Annotated in this window: 25 protein-coding genes; all 25 read left to right on the forward strand. The window is 67.3% G+C overall.

Annotated elements, in window-relative coordinates:
• Positions 1-40: 40 nt before the first annotated feature.
• The 25 genes from ASD13_RS06625 to dnaE all read left to right on the forward strand — a co-directional run bounded on the left by ASD13_RS06625 (position 41) and on the right by dnaE (position 26,146).
• Positions 41-415: a DUF3040 domain-containing protein gene (locus ASD13_RS06625; RefSeq protein WP_017830219.1), complete on the forward strand. Its 375-nt coding sequence runs from the start codon at positions 41-43 to the stop codon at positions 413-415.
• A gap of 266 nt (positions 416-681) precedes the next feature.
• Positions 682-1,113 carry a division/cell wall cluster transcriptional repressor MraZ gene (gene mraZ, locus ASD13_RS06630; protein ID WP_017830220.1) on the forward strand — a complete coding sequence of 144 codons (432 nt, stop codon included), beginning with the start codon at positions 682-684 and terminating at the stop codon, positions 1,111-1,113.
• Between the two features lie 102 nt (positions 1,114-1,215).
• A complete protein-coding gene (gene rsmH, locus ASD13_RS06635; protein WP_017830221.1) occupies positions 1,216-2,154 on the forward strand; it encodes a 16S rRNA (cytosine(1402)-N(4))-methyltransferase RsmH in 939 nt (312 codons plus the stop codon).
• Positions 2,151-2,720 (forward strand): hypothetical protein, encoded by a 570-nt coding sequence (locus ASD13_RS06640; RefSeq protein WP_055867324.1) that lies wholly within the window; start codon positions 2,151-2,153, stop codon positions 2,718-2,720. The genes rsmH and ASD13_RS06640 overlap by 4 nt, the downstream gene beginning before the upstream one ends.
• 25 nt (positions 2,721-2,745) lie before the next feature.
• The gene (locus tag ASD13_RS06645; RefSeq protein ID WP_055867326.1) at positions 2,746-4,515 is read left to right on the forward strand and encodes a peptidoglycan D,D-transpeptidase FtsI family protein; all 1,770 of its coding nucleotides are present in this window, start codon (positions 2,746-2,748) and stop codon (positions 4,513-4,515) included.
• 27 nt (positions 4,516-4,542) lie between these two features.
• Positions 4,543-5,955, forward strand: coding sequence for a UDP-N-acetylmuramoyl-tripeptide--D-alanyl-D-alanine ligase (locus tag ASD13_RS06650; protein ID WP_055867329.1), 1,413 nt, complete (start codon positions 4,543-4,545; stop codon positions 5,953-5,955).
• A complete protein-coding gene (gene mraY / locus ASD13_RS06655; RefSeq protein ID WP_017830225.1) occupies positions 5,952-7,058 on the forward strand; it encodes a phospho-N-acetylmuramoyl-pentapeptide-transferase in 1,107 nt (368 codons plus the stop codon). The genes ASD13_RS06650 and mraY overlap by 4 nt, the downstream gene beginning before the upstream one ends.
• Positions 7,048-8,583, forward strand: a complete 1,536-nt coding sequence (gene murD / locus ASD13_RS06660) for a UDP-N-acetylmuramoyl-L-alanine--D-glutamate ligase (protein WP_055867332.1) — start codon at positions 7,048-7,050, stop codon at positions 8,581-8,583. The genes mraY and murD overlap by 11 nt, the downstream gene beginning before the upstream one ends.
• Positions 8,552-9,757 (forward strand): putative lipid II flippase FtsW, encoded by a 1,206-nt coding sequence (ftsW, locus tag ASD13_RS06665; protein ID WP_055867335.1) that lies wholly within the window; start codon positions 8,552-8,554, stop codon positions 9,755-9,757. Before murD ends, ftsW begins: the two co-directional genes overlap by 32 nt.
• Complete coding sequence (locus ASD13_RS06670; RefSeq protein ID WP_017830228.1) at positions 9,754-10,830, forward strand: UDP-N-acetylglucosamine--N-acetylmuramyl-(pentapeptide) pyrophosphoryl-undecaprenol N-acetylglucosamine transferase; 1,077 nt, start codon at positions 9,754-9,756, stop codon at positions 10,828-10,830. The genes ftsW and ASD13_RS06670 overlap by 4 nt, the downstream gene beginning before the upstream one ends.
• Before the next feature lie 40 nt (positions 10,831-10,870).
• Positions 10,871-12,271 (forward strand): UDP-N-acetylmuramate--L-alanine ligase, encoded by a 1,401-nt coding sequence (murC, locus tag ASD13_RS06675; protein WP_055867338.1) that lies wholly within the window; start codon positions 10,871-10,873, stop codon positions 12,269-12,271.
• 3 nt (positions 12,272-12,274) lie between these two features.
• Positions 12,275-13,207, forward strand: coding sequence for an FtsQ-type POTRA domain-containing protein (locus ASD13_RS06680; RefSeq protein WP_055867341.1), 933 nt, complete (start codon positions 12,275-12,277; stop codon positions 13,205-13,207).
• A gap of 165 nt (positions 13,208-13,372) precedes the next feature.
• The gene (ftsZ, locus tag ASD13_RS06685; protein ID WP_017830231.1) at positions 13,373-14,515 is read left to right on the forward strand and encodes a cell division protein FtsZ; all 1,143 of its coding nucleotides are present in this window, start codon (positions 13,373-13,375) and stop codon (positions 14,513-14,515) included.
• Positions 14,512-15,219 (forward strand): YggS family pyridoxal phosphate-dependent enzyme, encoded by a 708-nt coding sequence (locus ASD13_RS06690; RefSeq protein ID WP_055867344.1) that lies wholly within the window; start codon positions 14,512-14,514, stop codon positions 15,217-15,219. Before ftsZ ends, ASD13_RS06690 begins: the two co-directional genes overlap by 4 nt.
• 43 nt (positions 15,220-15,262) lie before the next feature.
• Positions 15,263-15,736 (forward strand): cell division protein SepF, encoded by a 474-nt coding sequence (locus ASD13_RS06695; RefSeq protein ID WP_055867349.1) that lies wholly within the window; start codon positions 15,263-15,265, stop codon positions 15,734-15,736.
• 3 nt (positions 15,737-15,739) lie between these two features.
• The gene (locus ASD13_RS06700; protein WP_017830234.1) at positions 15,740-16,039 is read left to right on the forward strand and encodes a YggT family protein; all 300 of its coding nucleotides are present in this window, start codon (positions 15,740-15,742) and stop codon (positions 16,037-16,039) included.
• A gap of 181 nt (positions 16,040-16,220) precedes the next feature.
• The gene (locus ASD13_RS06705) at positions 16,221-16,817 is read left to right on the forward strand and encodes a DivIVA domain-containing protein (protein WP_055867351.1); all 597 of its coding nucleotides are present in this window, start codon (positions 16,221-16,223) and stop codon (positions 16,815-16,817) included.
• Positions 16,818-16,826: 9 nt separating this feature from the next.
• Positions 16,827-17,507 (forward strand): signal peptidase II, encoded by a 681-nt coding sequence (lspA, locus tag ASD13_RS06710; protein ID WP_235562485.1) that lies wholly within the window; start codon positions 16,827-16,829, stop codon positions 17,505-17,507.
• A 2-nt stretch (positions 17,508-17,509) separates the two neighbouring features.
• Positions 17,510-18,430, forward strand: coding sequence for an RluA family pseudouridine synthase (locus ASD13_RS06715; RefSeq protein WP_055867358.1), 921 nt, complete (start codon positions 17,510-17,512; stop codon positions 18,428-18,430).
• Between the two features lie 48 nt (positions 18,431-18,478).
• Positions 18,479-19,078, forward strand: a complete 600-nt coding sequence (locus ASD13_RS06720; RefSeq protein ID WP_055867362.1) for a GNAT family N-acetyltransferase — start codon at positions 18,479-18,481, stop codon at positions 19,076-19,078.
• 31 nt (positions 19,079-19,109) lie between these two features.
• Positions 19,110-19,700, forward strand: a complete 591-nt coding sequence (locus ASD13_RS06725; protein ID WP_055867365.1) for an RNA polymerase sigma factor — start codon at positions 19,110-19,112, stop codon at positions 19,698-19,700.
• The gene (locus tag ASD13_RS17370; protein ID WP_157535603.1) at positions 19,687-20,817 is read left to right on the forward strand and encodes a hypothetical protein; all 1,131 of its coding nucleotides are present in this window, start codon (positions 19,687-19,689) and stop codon (positions 20,815-20,817) included. Before ASD13_RS06725 ends, ASD13_RS17370 begins: the two co-directional genes overlap by 14 nt.
• A gap of 41 nt (positions 20,818-20,858) precedes the next feature.
• Positions 20,859-21,464 carry an RNA polymerase sigma factor gene (locus ASD13_RS06740; protein ID WP_055867377.1) on the forward strand — a complete coding sequence of 202 codons (606 nt, stop codon included), beginning with the start codon at positions 20,859-20,861 and terminating at the stop codon, positions 21,462-21,464.
• Positions 21,439-22,566 (forward strand): hypothetical protein, encoded by a 1,128-nt coding sequence (locus tag ASD13_RS06745; RefSeq protein WP_055867380.1) that lies wholly within the window; start codon positions 21,439-21,441, stop codon positions 22,564-22,566. Before ASD13_RS06740 ends, ASD13_RS06745 begins: the two co-directional genes overlap by 26 nt.
• Before the next feature lie 61 nt (positions 22,567-22,627).
• The gene (gene dnaE, locus ASD13_RS06750; RefSeq protein ID WP_055867383.1) at positions 22,628-26,146 is read left to right on the forward strand and encodes a DNA polymerase III subunit alpha; all 3,519 of its coding nucleotides are present in this window, start codon (positions 22,628-22,630) and stop codon (positions 26,144-26,146) included.
• The last annotated feature ends 33 nt before the right edge of the window (positions 26,147-26,179 follow it).

Consider the following 26,179-nt stretch of genomic DNA (forward strand, 5'->3'; position numbering starts at 1 on the left):
CGCGCGTAGAATAGAAGGCACGATACCCGAGGGGGACGAAATGCCACTCTCCGAACAGGAGCAGCGTCTGCTCGACGAGATGGAACGCCATCTCCTTCACAACGATGCCGACGTGGTGACCGCGCCGTCCGGCGATCGAGCATTGAGCTACCGAAATCTCGTCTACGGTGCACTCCTCCTGCTCGCCGGCGTCGGCGGTCTGGTCGCCGGAGTCATCCTCAGCGGCGTCTGGGGCATCGTCGTCGGCGTCGTCGGTTTCGCCGCGATGCTCGCCGGCGTCATGGTCGCCGTCACTCCCGTGAGGCGAACGAGCGCGGCTGAACCCCGAGAGCGTTCCGCTCCCAAGCGGCAGGAATCCGCCTCGTTCATGGATCGAATGAATGACCGGTGGGATCGCCGCCAGGACGGTCACTGACCGACCTCGATACTTCACGACAGAAGCCCGGATGCTGAGCATCCGGGCTTCTGCCGTTAACTCCCCGCGGGGAACGGGCCATCTCGATGGGTGGGAAATCCCTCCACTAGCCCTCCACCTTCCTCCACCGCGTAATTCCGCGGCTCTTCGGCGCGCCGATCGTCGTCGGCATGCTTTGCCTGCGGATTGGTCGTAGGTATGTGGAGGAAAGTGGAGTAAAGTGGGGCGCACCTCGAGTTGGCCGGACGCAGAGGGGGTGATGGCCGATGTTGCTGGGTACGCACTCACCGAAGCTGGACGACAAAGGACGGGTCATCCTTCCTGCGAAGTTCCGCGAAGACCTCGGCGGCGGCATCGTCGTCACCCGAGGCCAGGAGCGGTGCCTCTACGTGTTCAGCACGGCCGAGTTCGAGGCGATGCACGAGCGGATCCGTCAGGCCCCGCTCGCCAACAAGCAGGCGCGTGACTTCATGCGACTGTTCCTCTCCGGAGCCAGCGCGGAGATGCCAGACAGCCAGAACCGCATCACCATCCCGGCGCACCTGCGTCAGTACGCAGGCCTGCAGAAGGAACTCATCGTCACCGGAGTCGGCGCCCACGCCGAGATCTGGGATGCCGAGAGCTGGAACGCCTACCTCGCCGCCGGCGAGGAGACCTACTCCGACCTCGAGCAGGAGGTGATTCCGGGACTCTTCTGACCACGGCTGTGATGCCCCGCCGCTCCCGCCCCGACACACTTCCCCGGTGCCGGGTCGAGAAGCGGAGGGGGATCAGAGCCGAAGGTCACCCCGAGAAAGATCATGAACCTCCGAGACATACACACCCCCGTCCTGCTCGACCGCTGTGTCGAGCTGCTCGCTCCCGCCCTCCAGGCGGACGGAGCGGTGCTCGTCGATGCCACGCTCGGCATGGGAGGCCACTCCGAGGCACTGCTCGAACGCTTCCCGAACATCCGTCTGGTCGGACTCGACCGCGACACCGACGCGCTGCGCATCGCGGGGGAGAGGCTCGCTCGCTTCCGTGATCGCGTCACTCTCGTGCACACGGTGTACGACGAGATCGGGCTCCACGCGCAGGGAGCTTCGGGGATCCTGTTCGATCTCGGCGTCTCGTCCCTGCAACTCGACGAGGCCGAGCGCGGGTTCGCGTATTCGAAGGACGCCCCGCTCGACATGCGGATGGATCAGACGAAGGGTGTCACCGCCGCTGACGTGATCGCCACCTACAGCGAGGGCAACCTCCGCCGCATCTTCGAACGCTACGGCGAGGAGAAGCTCGCCGGCCGCTACGCCCGCTTCATCATCGACGCGCGTCAGAAGCAGCCGATCACGCGCTCCGGCGAGCTCGTGGAGATCCTGATCGCGGCGACACCCGCAGCGGCGCAACGCGCCGGTCACCCGGCCAAGCGCGTGTTCCAGGCGCTGCGCATCGAGGTGAATGCGGAGCTCAACGTGCTCGCAGACGCGATTCCGTCGGCCATGGACGCGCTCGGCGTCGGAGGACGCATCGTCGTGATGTCGTACCAGTCGCTCGAAGATCGCCTCGTGAAGCAGGCGTTCGCCGCCGCTTCCTCCTCGACCGCACCCGCCGGGCTCCCGGTCGAGCTCCCCGAACATGCTCCGCGCTTCCGCATCCTGACCAAGGGCGCAGAACTCGCAGACGATGACGAGCGCGCGCGCAACCCGCGGGCGATCCCGGTGCGCCTGCGCGCCGCCGAGAAGCTGCGGGAGAGCGTATGAGCCTGAATGCCGTCGTCCGCAAACCGGTGCAGCCGGTCGCACCGGAGCGGACCCCGCAGCGGAAGCTGCAGCCGGTCACCCGGCCGGCCGTCCGTCGCAAGCCGAAGCTCGCCTACGCCCTCGTCGCACTCGGTGGAGCGCTCGCGATCGGTGCCGCGCAGATCGCACTGTCGCTCGCCATCACCCAGGACTCGTTCACCCTTGCCAGCCTCTCGTCGCAGCAGCGCGAATTGAACCTCAAGACCCAGGCGCTCCAGGAGGAGCTCACCGGCGTCAGCTCGCCGCAGGTACTGGCGGGCAATGCCGCCGGACTCGGCATGGTCGTGGCGGGCTCGCCGTCCTACCTGCGCCTCAGCGACGGAGCCGTCTTCGGCACCGGGGTCGGCGCCGACTGGACATCCACGGTCAACCCCGCCGGCGTCGGAGCCGTGAGCAACTCGCTCATCGTGGAGCCGCCTCCTCCTCCTCCTGCGGAGGCTGAGGACGGGACGGCCACGACCGAGCAGCCGGCGCAGGAACTCCCGCCGTCGATCACCGACGGCCTCCCCAGCCCCACGACGCACTGACACCCACGATCGACGGAGAGATCCCATGACGACACGAGCCACCCGCGGACCGCGGCGACGCACCGTCGTCGCCCTCGCCGTGATCCTCTCGGTGCTGGTCGCCTTCGTGGTGCGGCTGGTCGATATCCAGGTGGTCAGCGCCGACGAGCACGTCTCCGAGTCGCTCGAGCATCTGGGCGCGAGCTCGGCCATCCCCGGGCAGCGCGGTTCGATCCTCGACGCCGACGGCACGGTCCTGGCGTCGAGCGTGATGGTCTACGACGCGCAGCTCAGCCCGCAGGTCATCATGCTGGTGGAGGAGAAGGACCCGAAGCTGCCCTGGGCCGAGGCCTCGGACAAGATCGCGGCCATCACCGGACAGACCGGCGAGGAGGTTCGCGCGTTGGTGTCGAACGCTCTCGCCGAGAACCCCAACAGCCAGTACGTGGCCCTCAAGCGCGGACTCAACACCGACCAGTTCATGAAACTCAAGGCGCTGGGCATCTCCTCCTACTTGAGCATGCCGTCACGCGAGACGCGGGTTTACCCGAACGGCGCGGTCGCCGGCAACCTCCTCGGCTTCCTCGACAACTCGGGCGAAGCGCAGGCCGGCGTCGAGAAGCTGGACGACTCGTGCCTGGCTCCCATCGACGGGGAGGAGACGTACCGCAAGGGCAAGGACGGCGTCGTGATCCCCGGGAGCGAGCGCACCATCGACGCCGTGAACGGCGGTTCCGTGCAACTGACCATCAACAGCGACCTCAACTGGTACCTGCAGCAGATGATCGCCGAAGAGGCCCAGACCCAGGGCGCCAAGGGCGGCACGGTGACGGTCGTCGAGGTGAAGACGGGCAAGATCCGCGCTGCGGCCGAGTGGCCGGCGCTGGACCCGAACGACCTCGACGCCTCGACACCGGCGACCAGGGCGAGTCAGATCTTCCACCGCGACTTCGAGCCCGGATCGACCTTCAAGGCCGTCACCGCGGCTGCAGCCATCGAGGGCGCTGGACTGACGCCCCTCAGCACGGTGAGCGCTTCCTCTCGCGAGAAGTTCCCGAACGGCGCCGTCGTCAACGACGCGTTCAGCCACCCCGCCTACAACTACACCCTCGCCGGTGGACTCATCGACTCGTCGAACGTCGCGCTGTCGAAGTTCGGCACCATGGTGAGCCCCGAGGTGCGGTACGACTACCTCGAGCGGTTCGGCGTGGGCGAGAAGACGCTCGACTTCCCGTCCGAGGTCGGGGGGATCCTGCACCCGGTCAGCGACTGGGACAACCAGTCGCTCTACACGACGACATTCGGGCAGTACTTCACCGTGACGGCCGCCCAGCTCGCCGGCGCCTACCAGGCGATCGCGAACGGCGGCGAGAAGATCGATCTCTCGCTCGTCGAGTCGTGCACTGGAGCCGACGGCACCGTCACCGAGGCGGCGGATCCGAAGCACGAGCAGATCATCCAGGAGCAGACGGCCGCCGAGCTCACCCGGATGCTCGAGAACGTCGCGGTGCAGGGCGGCAACGCCGAGCGCATCCAGGTTCCCGGCTACCGTGTGACCAGCAAGACCGGTACCGCGCAGGTCTCCGACGGGAACGGCGGCTACAAGGCCGGGGTCTACTACACCAGCATGGTGGGCTTCGCGCCGGTCGACGATCCGCAGTACGTCGTCGTGGTCACCCTGGACGAGCCGACTAAGGTTGTATCGTCCGCGGCCACCGCATCCGCCTTCCAGAAGGCGATGACGCAGGTGATGAAGACCTATCGCGTGATGCCGTCCTCTGTCCCGATGGACGAGCTCCTTCCCAAGTTCGGATAGTCGGCGAGAGCCGCGCATGGAGATGACATGATCGCCCTGACGCTCGCTGAGATCACCGCCGCTGTCGGCGGTGATCTGCGCGTGGCCGGAGAAGACACGACCGAGACCGTGGTCGACGGACTCGTCGACACCGATTCACGCACGATGGGCCCCGGGTCGATCTTCGTGGCCAAGCCCGGAGCCGAGACCGACGGCCACCGCTTCGTCGGTGCCGCCGCCGAGGCAGGCGCCGTGCTGGCGATCGTCGAGCACCCCGTCGACGTCGCCGTCAGTCAGATCGTCGTACCGGATGCGGTCGCAGCTCTCGGTGCGCTCGCGAAGGAGGTCGTCGCGCGCGTCCGTGCCGGCGGAGACCTTCGCATCGTCGGCATCACCGGATCGAACGGCAAGACCACCACCAAGAACTTCCTCGCGCGCATCCTCGAAGCCGAGGGCGAGACCGTCGCCCCCGTGAAGTCGTTCAACAATGAGGTCGGCGCTCCCGTCACCATGCTCCGGGTCACCGAGAGCACCCGCTTCCTCGTGAGCGAGTTCGGAGCGGCGGCACCCGGGAGCATCGCTCACCTCGCAGGCCTCGTGGAGCCCGATGTCGCCGTCGTGCTGATGGTCGGTATGGCGCATGCCGGGGGATTCGGCGGGATCGAGGCGACGGCGAAGGCGAAGGCCGAACTGGTCGCCGCCGCCCGCGTGCCCGGAACCGCAGTGCTCAACGTCGACGACGCCAGGGTCGCCGCCATGCGCGACCTCGCGGACTCCCGCGGGCTGCGCACGGTCGGCTTCGGCCAGGGGCCCGCAGCCGACGTGCGCGCGCACGACATCCAGGTGTCTGCCGCCGGGACCGCATGCGTCGTCGAGGTCGACGGCGACCGACTGCCCCTGCGGCTCCGCGTGCTCGGTGCGCATCACGTCTCCAACGCCCTGGCCGCGATCGCCGCCGCGCACGTGCTCGGTGTCGCCCCCGCCGACGCGGTCGCCCGCCTCGAGACGGTCGAGATCGCCGAGCGGTGGCGCATGCAGCCCCTGGGCAGCGACCGGGTGCGGATCATCAACGATGCCTACAACGCCAGCCCCGACTCCATGGCGGCCGCCCTGCGCACACTCGCGCAGATCACCGGCCCCGAGGAGCGCACGGTCGCGGTGCTCGGTGCCATGAGCGAGCTCGGCGAGAGCGCAGGGGAGGAGCACGACCGCATCGGGCTGCTCGCGGTGCGCCTCAACATCCGCCGGATCGTGGTCGTCGGACCCGAGGCGCGGCGGCTGTACCTCGCCGCGGTCGGTGAGGGTTCCTGGGACAGCGAGGCCGTGCATCTGCCCGACCAGGACGCGGCGTTCGAATACCTCCGCACCGAGCTCCGCGACGGCGACCGCGTGCTCGTGAAGTCATCCAACTCCGTGGGCCTCCGGCATCTCGGCGATCGTCTGGGAGAATTGTTCTCGTGAGGTCTCTCATCATGTCGGCGGCGATCTCGCTCGCCTTCACCCTGTTCTTGACTCCCGTCTTCCTCCGGCTCTTCCGGAAGTGGGGCTGGGGGCAGGTCATCCGTACCCCGGAGTCCGTCCACAACCCCAGCCATGAGGCCAAGCGCGGCACCCCCACGATGGGCGGTGTCATCTTCATCGTCGGCTCGATGGTCGGCTACTTCACCGGCGTGCTGGTGAGCGGTGAAGTCCCCGCCCTCTCCGCGCTGCTGGTGATCTGGCTGATGGTCGGATTCGGTGCCGTCGGATTCATCGACGACTACATGAAGGTGCGCAGCCAGCGCAGTCTCGGGCTCTCGGGCTGGCGCAAGGTGATCGGCCAGCTGCTGGTCATCATCCCCTTCGGCATCGTCGCGCTGAACTTCCCGAACAAGTGGGGTCAGACACCGGCGAGCTCTGCCATCTCGCTGTTCCGCGACATCACCTGGCTCAACCTCTTCGCGTTCGGCGTGGTGCTCGGCTGGATCCTCTACCTCGTGTGGATCTCGATCATCGGCGTCGCGACCTCGAACAGCGTGAACCTGACGGACGGTCTCGACGGGCTCGCCGCAGGCGCCGGCGTCATCGTCGTCGGCGCCTACAGCGTCATCGCCTTCTGGCAGTTCAAGCAGCCCTGCATCGGCGGCGATCCCGATGCCCTCGGCGGGTGCTACGAGGTGCGCGACCCGTTCAACCTGGCGATCATCGCCGCCTCGTTCGCCGCGAGCCTCATCGGATTCCTCTGGTGGAACGCGCCCAAGGCGAAGGTCTTCATGGGCGACGTCGGCTCGATGGCGATCGGCGGCGTCATCACCGCGATGGCGATCCTGACCCGCACCGAGCTCCTCCTGCTCGTGATCGCCGGCGTCTTCGTCCTGTCCTCCGGGTCCGTGATCCTGCAGCGCACGTACTTCAAGCTCACGCGCGGCAAGCGCCTCTTCCTGATGAGTCCGTTCCATCACCACCTCGAGATGCGCGGGTGGTCCGAGGTCACGATCGTGGTGCGGATGTGGATCATCGCCGGGCTGCTCGCCGTCTCGGCCGTCGGACTCTTCTATGTCGAATGGCTGACGCGTGTCGACTGACCGTCTGGCAGGGCTGACGAGCTGGAACGCCGACTGGCGCGGTCTGCGCGTCGCCGTGCTCGGTCTCTCGATGACGGGCTTCTCGGTGGCGGACACGCTGGCCGAGCTCGGCGCCGACGTGCTCGTGCTGAGCGAGTCCGCCGAGGAGGAGTACGAGCGTCTGCTCCCGGTCATCGGCGCGAGGCTCGAGCTGGGTCCGCTCGATGAGGTTCCCAGCGTCCTCATCGACTTCGCCCCCGAGGTGATCATCGCGTCGCCCGGCTTCTCTCCCGCTCACCCGCTCATCCGTTGGGCGCAGGAATCCGGCATCGCGATCTGGGGTGACGTCGAACTCGCCTGGCGCGTGCGGGACAAGGTCGTCCGACCCGACGGCACACCGGCGGACTGGGTGCTCATCACCGGGACCAACGGCAAGACGACGACGACCCAGCTGACGGCCACGCTGCTCGTCGCGGGCGGGCTGCGAGCGGCTCCGTGCGGCAACATCGGCGTACCGGTGCTCGACGCCGTGCGCGACCCTGCCGGCTTCGACGTGCTCGTGGTCGAGCTCTCCAGCCACCAGCTCTGGTATCTGGGGCAGTCGAGTCCCGAGGGAGAGCTGTTCCCCTACGCATCGGTGTGCCTCAACCTCGCAGACGACCACCTCGTCTGGCACGGGAGCGCAGAGGCCTACCGCGACGCGAAAGCTGTGGTGTATCGCAACACCAGGATCGCGTGCGTCTACAACAAGGCCGACGAGGCCACCCGGCGGATGGTCGAGGAGGCGGAGGTCGTGGAAGGCGCTCGGGCGATCGGTTTCGATCTGGGCATCCCCGGACCGAGCGATCTCGGCGTGGTGGAGGGACTGCTCGTCGACAGAGCGTTCCTGGACGATCGCTCGCGCAGCGCCCTCGAGCTGACGACCGTCGCCGATCTCGACGCCGCGGGTCTCGCCGCCCCCCACGTCGTGCAGAACATCCTCGCCGCGAGCGCCCTGGCGCGTTCACTCGGCGTCGAGCCGGAGGCCATCCACACCGCGCTTCAGTCCTTCCGGCTCGATGCGCACCGCATCCAGGTGATCGCCCGGCACCGTGGCATCACCTGGATCGATGACTCCAAGGCGACGAACCCGCACGCCGCGGCGTCGTCGCTGCGCGCGTACCCCGGATCTGTGTGGGTGCTCGGCGGAGATCTGAAGGGCGTCGACATCTCCGACCTCGTCTCCGAGGTCGGAGCGACGGCACGTGCTGCCGTCGTGATCGGGGTCGAGCGCTCCGCCGTGGTCACGGCATTCCGGCGACACGCGCCCGGGGTGCCGGTGTTCGAGGTGGATGCTGGCGAGACTGGACAGGTCATGAACCGTGTCGTGGAGATCGCCGCGGGAATCGTCGACGACGAGGGAACAGTCCTGCTGGCCCCGGCGGCGGCATCCTTCGATCAGTTCTCCGGCTACGCGGAACGAGGCCATCGCTTCGCCGAGGCGGTGCGGGACTGGATCGACCGGGGGAGCGCCGATGACACAGGTATCTCGCCCTCCGCGCTCTGAGTCGGGCGGACTCGCAGCCCGGGTGTCGCTCGGACGCCGGTTCACCCCGGTGTCCACCGAGTTCCTGCTCATCGCTTCGACCGCACTTCTCCTCACGCTCTTCGGTCTCGTCATGGTGCTCTCGGCGACGAGTGCGACCGCCGTCTCCAAGGGTGTCAACCCCATGGACGGCGTGCTGCGCCAGGGAGTGTTCGCGCTCCTCGGCATTCCGCTGATGTTCCTGATCAGTCGCCTGCCCGTCGACTTCCTCAAGAGGATGGCATGGCCGGCGCTGTTCGGCGCCGTGGCGCTTCAGATGCTCGTGTTCACGCCGCTGGGCATCGAAGACGGTGGAAACCGGAACTGGGTGAAGATCGCGGGCTTCACGCTGCAGCCCTCCGAGTTCCTCAAACTCGCCCTGGTCCTGTGGATCGCGGCCGTCCTCCTGCGTAAACGCACGATGCTCGGCACCTGGCATCACGTGTTCATCCCGGTGATCCCGGTCGGTGCACTCGCGATCGGCACGGTGCTCGCGGGTAAGGACCTCGGTACCGCCATGGTGCTGGTGCTCATCCTGCTCGGGTGCCTCTTCTTCTCCGGGGTCAAGCTCCGGCTGTTCATCATTCCGCTGATCCTCGGCATCATCGCCGTGCTCGCCTACGCGCTGTCGAGCGAAGACCGCATGCGGCGCATCACGGCGACCTGCGACAACATGGCGCTCTACTACACGGACTGCTACCAGTCGATCCATGGGATCTGGGGGATGGCCACCGGCGGCATCTTCGGTCTCGGACTCGGGAACTCGCAGGAGAAGTACGGGTGGCTCCCGGCCGCGGGCAACGACTTCATCTTCGCTATCGTCGGTGAGGAGCTCGGCCTGATCGGCTGCATCGTCGTGCTCGCCCTGTTCACGTTCTTCACGATCGGCGCCTTCCACATCATCCGCAAGACCCCGGACCCGTTCATCCGGGTGGCGGCCGGCGGCATCACGGTGTGGATCGTCGGCCAGGCCGTCATGAACGTCGGTGTCGTCATCGGCGTCTTCCCGGTGATGGGCGTCCCACTTCCGTTCATGTCCCAGGGCGGCACGGCCCTGCTCGCGGTGCTGATCGCGTGCGGTGTGCTGCTCGCGTTCGCACGCACGATCCCCGTGACCGAGAAGCAGTCAGCCGAGCGGGGTAGGGTCACCAGGTGACTTCGTATCTCCTCGCCGGCGGTGGCACCGCCGGTCATGTCAATCCCCTGCTCGCGGTCGCGGATGGTCTTCGCGCGCGCGATGCCGACGCGTCCGTCCTCGTGCTCGGCACGGCCGAGGGGCTGGAGTCCCGTCTCGTCCCCGCCCGCGGCTACGAGCTCCTGATCGTCGACAAGGTCCCGTTCCCCCGGCGCCCCAACCGGCAGGCCCTGTCCTTCCCCGGGCGCTTCCGCCGGGCCATCGCCCAGGTGCGCGCCCACATCCGTCGGCACGGCATCGACGTAGTGGTCGGCTTCGGCGGGTACGCCTCAGCCCCGGCGTACGTCGCCGCCCGTCGGGAGGGTGTGCCCTTCGTGGTGCACGAGGCCAATGCCAAGCCGGGGCTGGCGAACGTGCTCGGTGCCCGCCGCGCGGCCGCAGTGGGCGTCGCCTTCGAAGGCACCCCGCTGCGCGGCGGCGAGGTCGTCGGCATGCCGCTACGCCAGGAAGTGATCGCCCTCGACCGCGCGGCTTCCCGCGCGGAGGCCGCGGAGTACTTCGGCCTCGACGTCGAGCGGCCCGTGCTCCTCGTCTTCGGGGGGTCGCTGGGTGCCCAGCGTCTCAACGAGGCGCTCGAGGACTCGTGGCGCGACATCCTGGACACCGGGTGGCAGCTGCTGCACGTCACGGGAGAGCGCAGCGACCTCCCCGACCCCGGCGTCACCGGCTACGCCCTGCGCCGTTACGTCGACCGCATGGATCTCGCCTTCGCGCTGGCCGATCTGATCGTCTCCCGGTCCGGCGCGGCGACCGTGAGCGAGATCAGCGCCCTGGGTATCCCCGCACTCTACGTGCCCTATTCCGTGGGCAACGGCGAGCAGCGTCTGAACGCCGCCTCCGCTGTCGCGGCCGGGGCCGCCGAACTCCTCGACGATGCCACGTTCGACGGTGACGCGGTTCGGCGCATCGTGGTCCCGCTGCTCGGAGACTCGGCGCGGATCGCGCGGATGGCGGCGGCCGCGGAGTCGGCCGGCACCCGCACGGGCACCGAGAACGTCATCACTCTCATCGATCGCGCACTCGTCGCCGCCTGACGCGGTCGGTGAGACCGAAGAAAAGTAGACTGAAGCGGACATGATCAGACCCGACCTCTCCCTCCCCATTCCCGACACGATCACCGCCGCGCACTTCATCGGCATCGGCGGTTCCGGCATGAGCGGTCTCGCGAAGATGTTCCTCGACGCTGGTATCCGGGTCTCCGGCAGCGACCGTGCCGACAGCGACAACCTGCGGGCACTGGCCGCCGCGGGAGCGACTGTTCACGTCGGTCACGACGCCGCCCATCTCGGCGACGCCGACACGGTCGTGCACACGGGCGCGATCTGGCCCGAGAATCCCGAGTTCGTGACGGCGAAGGCCCGCGGACTCCACGTGATCCATCGTTCGCAGGCACTGCACTGGCTGATCGGCTCCCGTCGCCTCGTCTCGGTCGCAGGTGCGCACGGAAAGACGACGTCGACGGGCATGATCGTCACGGCGCTGCGTGAGCTCGGCGCCGACCCGCACTTCGTCAACGGCGGTGTGATCGAGCAGCTCGGTGCGTCGAGCGCGACGGGTTCCGGCGACCTCTTCGTCATCGAGGCCGACGAATCCGATGGCACGTTCCTGCTGTACGACACCGCGGTCGCGCTGATCACCAACGTGGATCCCGACCACCTGGATCACTACGGCTCGGACGAGGCGTTCCACCAGGCGTTCGTGCAGTTCGCTGACGCCGCCACCGAGGCTGTCGTGATCTCCAGCGACGACGCCGGGGCGCTGCGGGTCGGCGCCGGGCTCTCGCATCCGAACATCCTCACCTTCGGTCAGGCCGAGGGCGCGAATGTGCGGGTCACCGACATCGTCGCCGCAGGCCCCGTCGCTGCGACGCTGACGCATGGCGAGGAGCAGGCGCGCATGCAGCTCGCCGTTCCCGGTGTGCACAACGCCATCAACGCGGCGGGAGCGGTCACGGTTCTGCGCGCGCTCGGTTACCCGCTCGCCGACGCCGTTCGCGCCGTCGAGGGGTTCGCGGGCACCGTGCGTCGTCTGGAGCAGCACGGCGTCGAGCGCGGCGTCACGGTGTACGACGACTACTCGCACCACCCCACCGAGGTCCGCGCGGCTCTCGAGGCGATGCGCAGCATCGCCGGGCAGGGGCGGATCATCGCGATCCAGCAGCCCCACACGTACTCCCGCACGCAGCACATGTACCAGGAGTTCGCCGACGTGCTCGAGGAGTTCGCCGATCACACGGTGATGCTCGACGTGTACGGAGCCAGGGAAGACCCTGTGCCCGGAGTAACCGGTGAGCTGGTGAGCGGAGCCTTCCGCGACCCGTCGCACGTGCACTACGTCGCGGACTGGCAGCAGGCGGCCGACTACACGGCGACGGTCGCACGAGACGGCGACTTCGTCGTCACGCTCGGCTGCGGAAACGTCTACCAGATCATCCCGCAGGTCCTGGATTCGCTGCGTCGGACCGACGAGGCGTAGTCGATGCGTCGGCCCGCACCGCTTCCGACCACCCCGGGGCGCCCGGGGGAGGAGGCCGCCGCGCCGCCGGCGACGCCTCGCCGACGACGTCGCGACGCCGGAGTGGAGGAAGAGCTCGCCTCGATCGACGCGGTGACTCCCGACGACAGCGCGGACGACGACTCGGGCGATGACCCGCAGCCGACGTCGACGCGAGATGTCTGGCGTGCGGCGCGTGCGCGACGCAAGGCCCTTCGCGCCGAGATCCGACGCTTCACCCAGCGATCCCGACGGCGCAGGATCATCTGGTTGAGCAGCATCGGCGCCGCGCTCCTGCTCGTCGGAGGCAGCGTCGCGGCGGCCTACAGTCCGCTCTTCGCCGTGCAGAAGATCACCGTCGACGGTGCCACCAGCCTCGACCCCGCAGCGATCGAGGCCGCCCTCGGCGACCAGCTCGGAACCCCCCTCGCGCTCGTCGATTCGAGCAAGGTGAAAGCGGCGCTGCTCGCCTTCCCGCTCATCGAGACGTATGCCCTCGAAGCGCGCCCGCCGCACGACCTCACGGTGCGCATCGTGGAACGCACCCCGGTGGGCGTCATCCGTTCGGAGGCCGGCTACACGCTGGTGGATGCCGCCGGTGTCGCCCTCTCCACCACGTCGGATCAGCCGGCGGGGCAGCCGGTGATCGATGTGGCGGGTGGTGTGGATTCCGCGGCGTTCCGCAGCGCCGGTCTCGTCGTCCGCTCTCTGCCTTCCGACGTGCGCGCCGCCTTGACCGGCATCAGGGCCACGACGGCCGATGACGTGACCCTGACCCTCAGCAGCGGGCTGACGGTCGTCTGGGGGAGCGCCGAGAAGTCCGCGCTGAAGGCCATCGTCCTCTCGAAGACCATGGCGGCGAAGCCGGATGCCGCCTCGATCGATGTCACTTCTCCCGAGGTCGCGGTCGCGGGCTGATCGCTTTCGCGGGGCAATGGCGCGACACGCCCGTGTCTTCGCGCGCACGCGGCCGGGCGGCGCTTACCTTCGATCAAAGAGAACGCAATACCGGGAAATACTTTACACCTCTACTTGAGGTTTAAGGTTCACCCACTTCCAGGCTCGAATAATCGGAGGCCGGCCATGAGCCAGAACCAGAACTACCTCGCCGTGATCAAGGTCGTCGGCGTCGGCGGTGGCGGCGTCAACGCCGTCAACCGCATGATCGATCTCGGCCTCCGCGGAGTCGAGTTCATCGCCGTGAACACCGACGCCCAGGCGCTGCTGATGAGCGACGCCGACGTCAAGCTCGACGTGGGGCGCGAACTCACCCGCGGCCTCGGTGCCGGTGCCGACCCCGAGGTGGGTCGTCGTGCCGCCGAGGACCACGCCGAGGAGATCGAGCAGGCGCTGACCGGTGCCGACATGGTCTTCGTCACGGCCGGCGAGGGCGGTGGCACCGGAACCGGTGGCGCGCCCGTCGTGGCTCGCATCGCGAAGTCCATCGGTGCCCTCACCATCGGTGTCGTGACCAAGCCGTTCTCGTTCGAGGGTCGTCGTCGCCAGAGCCAGGCCGAGGCCGGCGTGTCCAAGCTCAAGGAAGAGGTCGACACCCTCATCGTGGTGCCGAACGATCGTCTCCTCGAGATCAGCGACCGCGGCATCTCGATGATCGAGGCCTTCGCCACCGCTGACCAGGTTCTCCTCGCCGGTGTGCAGGGAATCACCGACCTCATCACGACCCCGGGTCTCATCAACCTCGACTTCGCCGACGTGAAGTCGGTCATGCAGGGCGCGGGATCCGCGCTCATGGGCATCGGATCCGCACGCGGCGCCGACCGTGCGATCAAGGCCGCCGAGCTGGCCGTGGAGTCTCCGCTCCTGGAAGCGAGCATCGAGGGCGCGCACGGCGTGCTCCTCTCGATCCAGGGTGGCTCGAACCTCGGCATCTTCGAGATCCACGATGCGGCCGACCTCGTCAAGGAAGCCGCTCACCCGGAGGCGAACATCATCTTCGGTACGGTTATCGACGACACGCTCGGCGACGAGGTGCGGGTGACGGTCATCGCGGCAGGCTTCGACGGCGGCGAGCCCTCTCTGCGTCTGGACCCGATGGTCGTGTCTCGGCCGGCCGCGACGACGCTTCCCGAGGTCGCGCTCACCGAAGAGACCGAGAGCAAGACCGAGACGGTCAAGCCCGAGCCCGTGCAGCAGCGTGTGCCGGCGACCAGCATCGAGCCGGCCTTCGCGGATGACGACATCGACATCCCCGAATTCCTGAAGTGACCCCGCCGGTCGACGCCTCGGGGTCGTCCCTCCTGGCGGCGCGGCTGTCGGCGATCGACGAGAAGATCGCCGTGGCCGCGCACGCTGCAGGGCGCAGCGCCGAGGAGATCACCCGCATCGTGGTGACGAAGTTCCACCCGGCATCCCTGGTGCGCGACCTGTACGAGCTCGGTGTGCACGACGTCGGCGAGAACCGCCAGCAGGAGCTGTCGGCCAAGCAGGGCGAACTCGCGGCTCTGGATCTGCGCTGGCATTTCATCGGGCAGGGGCAGACGAACAAGGCTGCCGCGATCCGCAGGAGTGCGGGCGTCGTGCATTCGGTCGATCGCGATCGATTCGCCGATGCCCTCCACCGGGCGGCGGACGGCGACGATCGGCTCGACGTGCTCGTGCAGATCAACCTCACCGATGATCCCGGTCGCGGGGGAGCCACGCCCGCTCAGGCGGTCGCACTCGCCGAGCACGTCCTGGCGTTGCCGTCGTTGCGTCTGCGCGGCGTCATGGCCGTGGCGCCCCTCGACGAGGAGCCCGCATCGGCCTTCGCCCGTCTGCGCGATGTCGCCGACGGCGTCCGCGCAGTGGAACCTTCCGCTTCCTGGATCTCTGCCGGGATGACCGGAGACTTCGTCGAGGCGATCGCCGCCGGCGCGACACACCTGCGGATCGGCTCCGCAATCACCGGCCCCCGACCAGACCGGGGTTAACCTGTGAAAAGACCAGCCCGACACGTTCGAACCGGAGGACACGATGGGTAACCCGCTGAAGAAGACCATGGTGTATCTCGGCCTCGCCGATGAAGAAGAGGTCTACGAGGAGGAGACGCAGGCACCCGCCCGCGCTCACCGCGAACGTGACCGTGACCGCGAGGAGCCGGCACCGGCCCCCGTCACGGCGCTTCGTCGCCCCGTCGCCGTCCGCCAGCCGTCTGCAGGAGCCGTGAACGAGATTCTCACCGTCCACCCGAAGCAGTACCGCGACGCCCAGCTGATCGCGGAGAGCTTCCGCGAGGGCGTCCCGGTCATCATCAACCTCTCCCAGATGAGCGACGCCGACGCGCGTCGCCTCATCGATTTCGCGAGCGGGCTCTCTCTCGGTCTCTACGGCCGTATCGAGCGCGTGACCTCGAAGGTGTTCCTGCTGTCGCCGGAGAACATCGCCGTCTCGGGTCACGGGGGCATCGCACACGCAGACGCCGAGTCTGCGGGCTTCGACCAGTCGTAGCCCGTGCAGCTGGTCTCCGTTCTCGCGAGCATCGTCCATCTGGTGCTCCTCCTGTACGTCTTCGTGCTTTTCGCGCGCCTGATCCTGGACTACATCCCGATGTTCAATCGGGAGTGGCGTCCCAAGGGTTTCGGATTGGTGGCTGCCGAGGCGGTCTACACGCTCACCGATCCGCCCATCCGGTTCTTCCGGCGGATCATCCCGCCGCTGCGGATCGGTTCGCTCTCTCTTGATTTCGGGTTCACGCTCACCCTTCTCATCGTTCTGATTCTGATGAACGTCGTCGGGCTGTTCATCCGCTGAAATCCAGGCGTGTCTCCCGATCGGACCTCGACCACTTCGCCCACTCTGGGTGTCGTGACATCGCGGCGCCAATGCGCGGGGGCTATGCTGGCACCCAGGTGCGCGCCCCGGGTTCGCGCCACATCACGACCACGCCATACATCGATACTGGCAATCGAACTCATCGAAAGAGGAGCCACCCATGGCACTTACCCCGGATGACGTCGTCACCAAGCAGTTCCAGCACGTCCGCTTCAAGGACGGCTTCGACCCGGACGAGGTCGACGACTTCCTCGACGAGATCGTCATCGAGTGGCGCAAGGCCCTCGAGGAGAACGTCGAGCTGAAGGCCAAGCTGGCCGCATACGAGTCCGGTGCTGCTCCTGAAGCCGCCGCTCCCGCTGCCGCCGAGGCTCCGGCCGCCGCCGCCCCTGTCGCCGAGGTTCCTGCGGAGCCCGCTCCGACCGGCTCCGCCACCGCGACCGCCGGCATCATCGAACTCGCACAGCGTCTGCACGACGAGCACGTCGCCGAGGGTGAGGCGAAGCGCAACGCGCTCATCGCCGAGGCCGAGACCGAGGTCGCCCGCATCCGCACCGAGGCCGAGGCCAAGCAGCGCGAGGAGTCGGCCCGACTCGAGCGCGAGCGCAACACGCTCGAGGCTCGTATCACCGAACTCCGCAACTTCGAGCGCGACTACCGCTCGCAGCTGCGCGGCTACATCGAGGGTCAGCTCCGCGAGCTCGACGAGAAGTCGACCTCCACGGACTCGACGCCCGTTTCCGCGATCGGTCTGTAAGGCGCCCTCTTGTCAGGACGCCGTCCCCTTCGTCGGTCGGCGGCCGGTGCGGTCGTTGCGATTCTCGCAGCGCTCGTACTGGCCGCCGATCAGTTTGTGAAGCACCTCACGATCGAGAACCTTCCGTATCAGGAGCCGGTTCCGGTCCTGGGGGAGTTCCTTCAGCTGTACTACGTCCGCAATCCCGGAGCGGCGTTCTCCCTCGGGTCCGAGGTCACCTGGATCTTCACGATCGCCCTCGCCGTCGTGGCCTGCGTGATCGTCTGGAAGGCGTTCGGACTCAAGTCGCGGCTGTGGGCGGTCGTCCTCGGCTGTCTTCTGGGCGGGGTGCTCGGCAATCTGAGCGACCGTCTCCTCCGTGAGCCCGGCTTCCCGGTGGGGCATGTGGTCGACATGATCTCGATGCCGTGGATGATGCCGGCGATCTTCAACGTCGCCGACATCTTCATCGTCACGGGCATGATCTCCGTGGCTTTGCTGGTCGTCTTCGGCCTCCGTTTCGACGGCACGCGGGAGCGCGATCACGAGATCGTCGAGACCGAGGCAGAAGCCGAGGCGGCTGCCGCGGCCGCTGTCACGGGAACCGAGACCGACGACGAGATGGTCGACGCAGGCGATTCCGTGCCGCTGCGTGCGTCCGATGACGATGCGCCTTCGGAGGGTGCGACTCCCGCACCCGAAGGGCGCTGACCGTGGAGTCGCGGTCGCTTCCCGTCCCCGACGGTTTGGACGGTGCGCGCGTCGACGCGGCGCTGGCGAAGCTGATGGGGTTCTCCCGCACCTTCGCCGCTGACGTCGCCGCGGCCGGCGGAGTCAGGCTCGACGGCGTGACGCTCGACAAGTCGGACCGTCTACGCGGTGGCGGCTGGCTCGACATCGAGTGGCAGCCGAAGGAGGCGCCGAAGATCGTTCCCATCGCGGTGCCCGAACTCGGCATCGTCTACGACGACGACGACATCATCGTGGTCGACAAGCCGACGGGCGTCGCCGCCCATCCGTCAGTCGGATGGGAAGGTCCCACGGTCGTCGGCGCTCTGGCCGCCGCAGGCTTCCGCGTCGCAACCAGCGGTGCCCAGGAACGTCAGGGTGTCGTGCACCGACTCGATGTCGGCACCAGCGGTCTGATGGTCGTGGCGAAGTCCGAGCACGCGTACACCGTCTTGAAGCAGGCCTTCAAGGACCGCACCGTCGAGAAGATCTACCACGCAGTCGTCCAGGGGCATCCCGACCCGCTCGCGGGGACGATCGATGCACCCATCGGACGTCACCCGAATCACTCCTGGAAGTTCGCGGTGGTCCCTGAAGGCAAACCCTCGGTCACGCACTACGAGACGCTGGAGGCTTTTCCCGGCGCTTCGCTGCTCGAGATCCACCTCGAGACAGGACGCACCCACCAGATCCGCGTGCACATGGCGGCGCACCGTCACCCCTGCGTCGGCGACCCGCTCTACGGAGCCGACCCGACGATGTCGGCGCGGCTAGGGCTCACCCGTCAATGGCTGCACGCGCACCAGCTCGCCTTCGCCCACCCGACGACGGGGGACTGGGTGCAGTTCGAATCCCCGTACCCCGAGGACTTCCGCCACGCATTGGATGTGCTTCGAGGCGAGTAGACCGCGCTGCGCCGACACGATGTCCGTGATGTGCGCAACACTGGGCGCATGAGCATCGAGGTTCGACCGGCGACGGTGTTCGACGACGTCGCCACGCTCGTCGGGCCGAAGAACCCGTCATCGAATGTCTGCTTCTGCCTCAGCTATCGCATCGGCAGCAAAGAGAACGTGGCGCTGAAGGGGAGCGCTCGCGCCGACCGCGTGCGCGAGCTGTGCCATCAGGACCCTCCGCCCGGCGTGGTCGCGTATCTCGACGACGAACCGGTCGGGTGGGCCGCCGTGCATCCCCGACGGGAGACGAGCTTCGGTCGAAATCGGCTGATCCCGCACATCGATGATCTCGATGTGTGGTCGCTGTGGTGCTTCCGCGTGCGCCCGGGGTACCGCAAGCAGGGCATCTCCCACGCATTGATCGACGGCGCCGTCGCGTACGCGAGGGAGCGCGGTGCGTCCGCCATCGAGGGGTATCCGGTCGACAACGGTGGGGAGAAGGTGAACCCGACCATGGCCTACGTAGGTACGCGCGCGCTTTTCGAGAGCGCAGGCTTCGTGAAGGCGGCGGATACGGGGTCGGTCCTCGACGGGTTCCCCCGGGTATTGATGAGGCTCGATCTGGGCGCCTCCACGATGTCGTCGAAGAAAGCGTGAACCGATCGACGGCGCACGGCCAATACATAGCGTGACCACAGACAGCGAGATCATCCAGCGATCTCTCCAGCAGCCGGCGGCGTTCGCCGAGCTCTTCGACAGACATGCGCGCGCGGTCAATGCGTTCGCGACATATCGGATAGGTCGGCATGCGGCCGAGGACGTCTTGAGCGAGACGTTCCTCGTCGCGTTCCGCAGACGCGCCGACTTCGACACGGACGTCGAGTCGGCGGGTCCGTGGCTTCTCGGCATCGCCTCGCGCCTTATCCGCCGGCACCGCGCGGTGGAAGCCAGGCAGTGGAGGTCCTTCGCCGCATCCATCTCTCAGCATGAGCACTCATCGCTCGGAGGTCTGGAGGATGCCTTGACGCGTGTCGATGCCGAGCGCGAGGTCGAGACGCTGAAAGCGCGTATCGCGGCCCTCGCGCCGAAGGACCGCGAGACCCTGCTGCTCTACGCCTGGCAGGGGATGAGCTACGACGAGGTGGCGGCGGCACTCGGGGTTCCCGTCGGAACCGTGCGATCGCGCCTTAACCGGGTTCGCAGACGATTGGACTCCGCCCGGAGGATTCAGGCATTCGAGCAGCTGCAGCAGAAGGGAGAGACCCTTGGACGTATTTGAGAAGGTTCAGCACACCAGGCCCGCGATCGAGGGCGAGGAGGAGAATCTCGCCGCGGCGCGTGCGCTCCTCCTGATGGAGATCCAGAGACAACGCGAGCCCGCGTCCTCGCGGGCGGCGCGGCGGCCGTGGTTCATCGCCGCCGGTGCCCTCGGCGCAGCGGCTGCGGTCACCGCGGGAGTGCTCGTGGTGAGCAGCATCACGGCTCCGGCGCCGACAGTGGAGGCCGTGCCGACGCGCGTGCCGGGGCCGGTGCTCGTGCCGAGCCCGGTTCCGTCGCCTGCCCCCACACCGATGACGGGGCCTGAGGTCCTGCTCGGGGCGGCGAATGCGGCTGCCGGCTTCACTCCTCCTGTGCTCGCTCCTGGACAGTATCTGCGACGAGCGTGGACGACCTCTACGTTGGGCCTGTTCGACCCTGAACTCGGCGTGCCAGGAATGCCCGGCTACGGTGCCTCGCGTGCGACAGCGTCGAGTGGATGGGTGATCAGTCGCAGTGGCGCCGACTATGCCCCTGCCGACCTTCGCTCCCAGTGGTACCAGGAGTGGGGATCTCCGGTTGCGGGCGGCGTCTACGGAGACCAGGCGCAGGGGCGTGCAGGGCAGGATGCGGGGATGCAGGCATACGGGCCGGCGGTCACGCTGTTCCCGTCGGATGCTCCATATCTTCCCGAGAGCGGCGCCGAAGACGTTCTGTGGTTCTTCGAATCGCTGCCGCGGGATCCGGCCGCCATGGTCGTGTGGATTGACGACTACCTGGGCCCCGATACGCAGGATTGGGCTGAGGGGAAGGTCGGGTGGCTGCTCATCGGTCTGCTGTCGCAGAACGTCGGTGACCCGGAGATGCGTGCTGCGATGTATCGCGCGCTGAGCACGCTCCCGGGGTCGACGGTGGGGGTGGAGCATGACGGACGACGCACCGTCACCTTCGACTCGCATCTCGCCTTCTCCGAGGTCGGGGAGAGGTCGCTACGGCGGTCCACGATGACGATCGACATGGCGACAGGGCTCGTGACGGAAACCACGGACACCAGCGAAGTGGGCGAGGGGACGATCCCGAGCGATGTTCCCGACTCCCGGATGACCTTCGAGATGAGCGTGGTCGACAGTCTGCCGTGACGGGTTTCGAACTCTCCTCGCCCTCCGGGGCAATAAATAGTGTGAGCACAGACAGCGAGATCATTCAGCGGTCGCTCGGTCAACCCCGCGCCTTCGCCGAGCTGTTCGATCGGCACGCCAGGACGGTGGGCGGCTATGCCGCTCGCCGTCTTGGTCCCGACGCGGGCGAGGACATCCTCAGTGAGACGTTCCTGGTCGCATTCGCACGACGCAAGTCGTTCGACACCGCGTGGGAGTCGGCGCTTCCGTGGCTGTACGGGATCGCGTCCCGTCTGATCAAGAAGCACCGGACCCGAGAGGCCAAGCATCTGCGATCGAGCGCGGCGGCAGCCGCGAGAGAAGAGCACATCTCGCACGGGGACCTCGACGTGACGGTCGCCCGCCTCGACGCCGAGATCTCCACCCGCGAACTGGCTCCGATGATCGCGTCGCTCTCTGCCAAAGATCGCGAGACCATGCTGCTGTATGCCTGGGGGGATCTCACCTATGAAGAGATCGCCATCGCTCTCGGGGTCCCGGTGGGGACCGTCCGATCGCGCATCAACCGAGTGCGGACGCGATTGAATCCAAGTCGTGGGAGCGGTCAGGAACGACTCGCGAACGAGAAGGAAGGAGAAGCCGATGGACGTCTTCGAGCGCGTGCGTGAGGTCAACCGGGGGGCTGGCCTGACGGAGGAGCGGATCACCGGGGCTCGTGCCAGGCTCCTGGTGGGTATCGACGCGTCCCGGAAGGCTGGCGGTTCCGCTCCGACGGCGCTGGCGAATGAGGGCTCGAGCGTGGCGTCAGAACTCGCGCATCGTGTCCGACGGCGGGCTTGGGCCGGCCTCGGTATCGGGGGTCTCGTGGCCGTAGCGGCTGCGTTCGCGATCGTGGCCGGTTCGGTTCTCGCGCCGACGGTCACGCCCGATGCTGCGGCGGCCGAGGTGCTGGAGCGCGCCTCCGCGGTGACTTTCGACGCGCAGGACACGACTCTCGTTCCGGGTGAGTATCTGCGGATCGAGACCGTCGGTGAGCACCTGCAGTTCTGGAAGGCCGAGTGGGCAGATGACGACGACGAGAACACGCTCTCGTTCAACGCCTCTCGAGAGGGGAGCGACGCCGCCGTGCTGGTGCGCGATACTCGGGTGCTGTACATCCCGGCGGACCGGGATGGCGACTGGTTCTACGACTGGGGTCACTCCGAGGTCGTCGAGTCCTTCGGGGAACGGGGACCGGAGGCGGCGCGAGATTGGTCCGCCTGGCCCGGTTCCCAGGTGATCGAACATGGCACGATCGAGACACTCCCGGCCGGAGAGTACCTCGCCATCGGGGGAGACGAACCTCCGATGCCGTACCTGGCGGACCGCTACCGCCCCTTCTACGCGGAAATGCCCCGCGAGCCACAGGAATTGCTCGACTGGCTCCGCGGGCAGTCGGGGATGACGGGCGAAGACGCGGACCGCTGGCTCGTTGCGAGTCTGTCCGACCCGTCGGCGATCAATCTGATGCCGGCGGACCTGCGTTCGACGTTCTTCCTCGCGATCGCCCTGATCCCGGGATTCGAAGTGCTGGCAGACGATGGCTCGACAGCGACGCTGCGGTACGTCGTCCCCGGTCACCGGACGACGACTATCGCGATCGACACCGTCCAGGGGTTGGTCTCCTCGATCTCGGAGAACTACGGAACCGGGGGGCCAGCGGGGGACACTCTCGACTCCACCACCACTGTGCGCACGACTGTCGTGGACTCCGCTCCGCAGGAACGCTGACGCGGCAGGACGGCCCCGCCACCGACCTCCGGTGTCGGGGCCCCGCCGTAGAATCGAAGGCATGGCATCCGACTCTTTCGTCCACCTGCACGTGCACAGCGAGTACTCGATGCTCGACGGTGCGGCGAAGATCAATGCGATGACCCAGGCGGCCGCCGACTACAAGATGCCGGCCATCGCGGTGACCGATCACGGCAACACCTTCGCGGCTTTCGAGTTCTACAACGCGGCGCGCAACGCGGGCATCAAGCCGATCATCGGGCTTGAGGCATACATGACCCCCGGCACGCACCGCAGCGACAAGACGCGTGTGCAGTGGGGCTCGCCCGACCAGAAGAGCGACGACGTCTCGGGCTCCGGCGCCTACACCCACATGACCATGTGGAGCCAGAGCACCGAGGGCATGCACAACCTCTTCCGCATCAGTTCCCGGTCGAGTATGGAGGGCTACTACTTCAAGCCCCGCATGGACCGCGAGCTGCTCCAGACCTATGGCAAGGGGATCATCGCGACGACGGGGTGCCCGTCGGGTGAGGTGCAGACGAGGCTCCGGCTGGGCCAGTACGACGCGGCGCGGGCGGCAGCGGCGGAGTTCCAGGACATCTTCGGCAAGGAGAACTACTTCGCCGAGATCATGGACCACGGGCTGTCGATCGAGCGGCGCGTGATGACCGATCTGCTGCGGCTCTCGAAAGACCTCAACATCCCGTTGGTCGCCACCAACGACTCGCACTACACGCATCAGCACGAGGCCGACGCGCACGAGGCACTCCTGTGCGTGCAGTCGGGCTCGACGATGGACGACCCGAACCGGTTCAAGTTCGACGGCGACGGGTACTACATCAAGACCGCGGCCGAGATGCGCCAGCTGTTCCGCGACCACCCCGAGGCCTGCGACAACACGCTGCTGATCGCCGAGCGCTGCGAGGTCGAGTTCAACACGTCGGCCAACTACATGCCGCGCTTCCCGGTTCCCGACGGCGAGACCGAGGACAGCTGGCTCATCAAGGAGGTCGAGGCGGGCCTGCACTACCGGTATCCCGGCGGCATCCCCGACAAGGTGCGCAAGCAGGCCGAGTACGAGACCGGCATCATCCTGCAGATGGGCTTCCCCGGGTACTTCCTCGTCGTCGCCGACTTCATCAACTGGGCGAAGGACAACGGCATCCGCGTGGGGCCGGGTCGTGGCTCCGGTGCCGGCTCGATGGTCGCTTACGCGATGAAGATCACCGACCTGGACCCGCTCGAGCACGGACTCATCTTCGAGCGCTTCCTCAACCCCGACCGTGTCTCCATGCCCGACTTCGACGTCGACTTCGATGACCGGCGCCGCGGCGAGGTCATCGACTACGTCACGGAGAAGTACGGATCCGAGCGCGTCGCGCAGATCGTCACGTACGGAACGATCAAGTCAAAGCAGGCGTTGAAGGATGCCGGTCGTGTGCTCGGCTTCCCGTTCAGCATGGGGGAGCGGCTCACGAAGGCGATGCCGCCGCCCGTGATGGGCAAGGACATGCCCCTCGACGGCATGTTCGACTCGGCACACCCCCGGTACAAGGAGGCGAGCGAGTTCCGCACGCTGATCGATACCGATCCCGAGGCGAAGACGGTCTTCGACCGCGCGCTGGGGCTCGAGGGTCTGAAACGCCAGTGGGGCGTGCATGCCGCCGGCGTGATCATGTCGTCGGATCCGCTGCTCGACATCATCCCGATCATGCGACGCGAGCAGGACGGGCAGATCGTCACGCAGTTCGACTACCCGTCGTGCGAATCTCTCGGCCTGATCAAGATGGACTTCCTGGGGCTCCGCAACCTCACGATCATCTCGGATGCCCTCGACAACATCCGCACGAACCGTGGCGAAGAGCTCGATCTCGAACACCTCGGCCTCGACGACCCCGGCGTGTATCAGCTGCTCGCCCGTGGTGACACCCTGGGCGTCTTCCAGCTCGACAGCCCGCCACTGCGTTCGCTCATGCGTCTGATGAAGCCTGACAACTTCGGTGACATCTCGGCACTCATCGCCCTGTATCGACCAGGCCCCATGGGTGCCAACTCGCACACGAACTACGCGCTGCGTAAGAACGGGGTGCAGGAGATCACCCCGATCCACCCCGAGCTGGAAGCGCCGCTCGCCGAGATCCTGGAGGAGTCCTACGGGCTCATCATCTACCAGGAGCAGGTCATGGCGATCGCCCAGGCGGTCGCCGGGTTCAGCCTCGGACAGGCAGACATCCTGCGCCGCGCGATGGGCAAGAAGAAGAAGTCCGAGCTCGATAAGCAGTACGAGGGCTTCGCGGGCGGCATGACCGAGCGAGGCTTCGGTGAGGCGGCCATCAAGGCGCTGTGGGACATCCTGCTGCCGTTCTCGGACTACGCCTTCAACAAAGCGCACTCCGCCGCATACGGCCTCGTGTCGTATTGGACGGCCTACCTCAAGGCGCACTATCCCGCCGAGTACATGGCAGCGCTGCTCACCAGCGTCGGCGACTCCAAGGACAAGATGGCGCTGTACCTGAACGAGTGCCGCCGCATGGGCATCAAGGTGCTCCCGCCGGATGTGTCGGACTCGATCAACTTCTTCGCCGCCGTCGGCGACGACATCCGCTTCGGCCTGGGTGCCGTGCGCAACGTCGGCAGCAACGTCGTCGAAGGCATCGTGCAGGCCCGCAAGGATGAGCGCTTCACGTCGTTCCATCACTTCCTCGACAAAGTGCCGCTGCACGTGTCGAACAAGCGCACCATCGAATCGCTGATCAAGGCCGGCGCCTTCGATTCGATGGGCGACTCTCGTCGCGCGCTCATGGAGGTGCACGAAGATGCGGTGGAGGCCGCAGTCGACCGCAAGCGCAACGAAGCACAGGGCGCGATCGGATTCGACTTCGACAGTCTCTATGACGGCATGGACGAGGCGGCCCCGGCGAAGGTCCCCGCGCGTCCCGAGTGGGTCAAGAAGGACAAACTCGCCTTCGAGCGCGAGATGCTCGGCCTCTATGTGTCGGACCACCCTCTGGCGGGGCTCGAGGTCCCGCTCGCGAAGCACGCATCGATCTCGATCCATGACCTCAACAACTCCGAAGACCTGCAGGATGGCGACCAGGTGACGGTGGCAGGCCTCGTGACCAGCGTGCAGCATCGTGTCGCCAAGGCGAGTGGAAACCCCTACGGCATGATCACCGTCGAGGACTTCAACGGCGAGGTCACCGTGATGTTCATGGGGAAGACCTACACCGAGTTCCAGCACACGCTGCAGCAGGACGCGATCCTCGCTGTCCGCGGGCGGGTGTCCCGGCGCGACGACGGGCTCAACCTCCATGCGCAGTCCGCATTCGCACCCGATGTGGGCTCCTTCGATGCTGCCGGCCCTCTGGCATTGGTCCTGGCCGAGCAGAGAGCAACCGAGCGCGTGATGATGGAGCTCGCGGAAGTGCTGCGACGACACAACGGCGACACCGAGGTACTGCTTCGCGTGCACCGTGGCGGCACGGCGAAGGTCTTCGAAGTGCCCATGCCGGTCAAGGTGTCCGCGGATCTGTTCGGTGACCTCAAGTCACTGCTCGGACCCACCTGCCTCGGGTGAGCGGGGTAGGATCGTGAGCCGTCGGCAGCACGA

It is taken from the genome of Microbacterium sp. Root1433D1 (assembly GCF_001426835.1).
GTDB lineage: Bacteria > Actinomycetota > Actinomycetes > Actinomycetales > Microbacteriaceae > Microbacterium > Microbacterium maritypicum.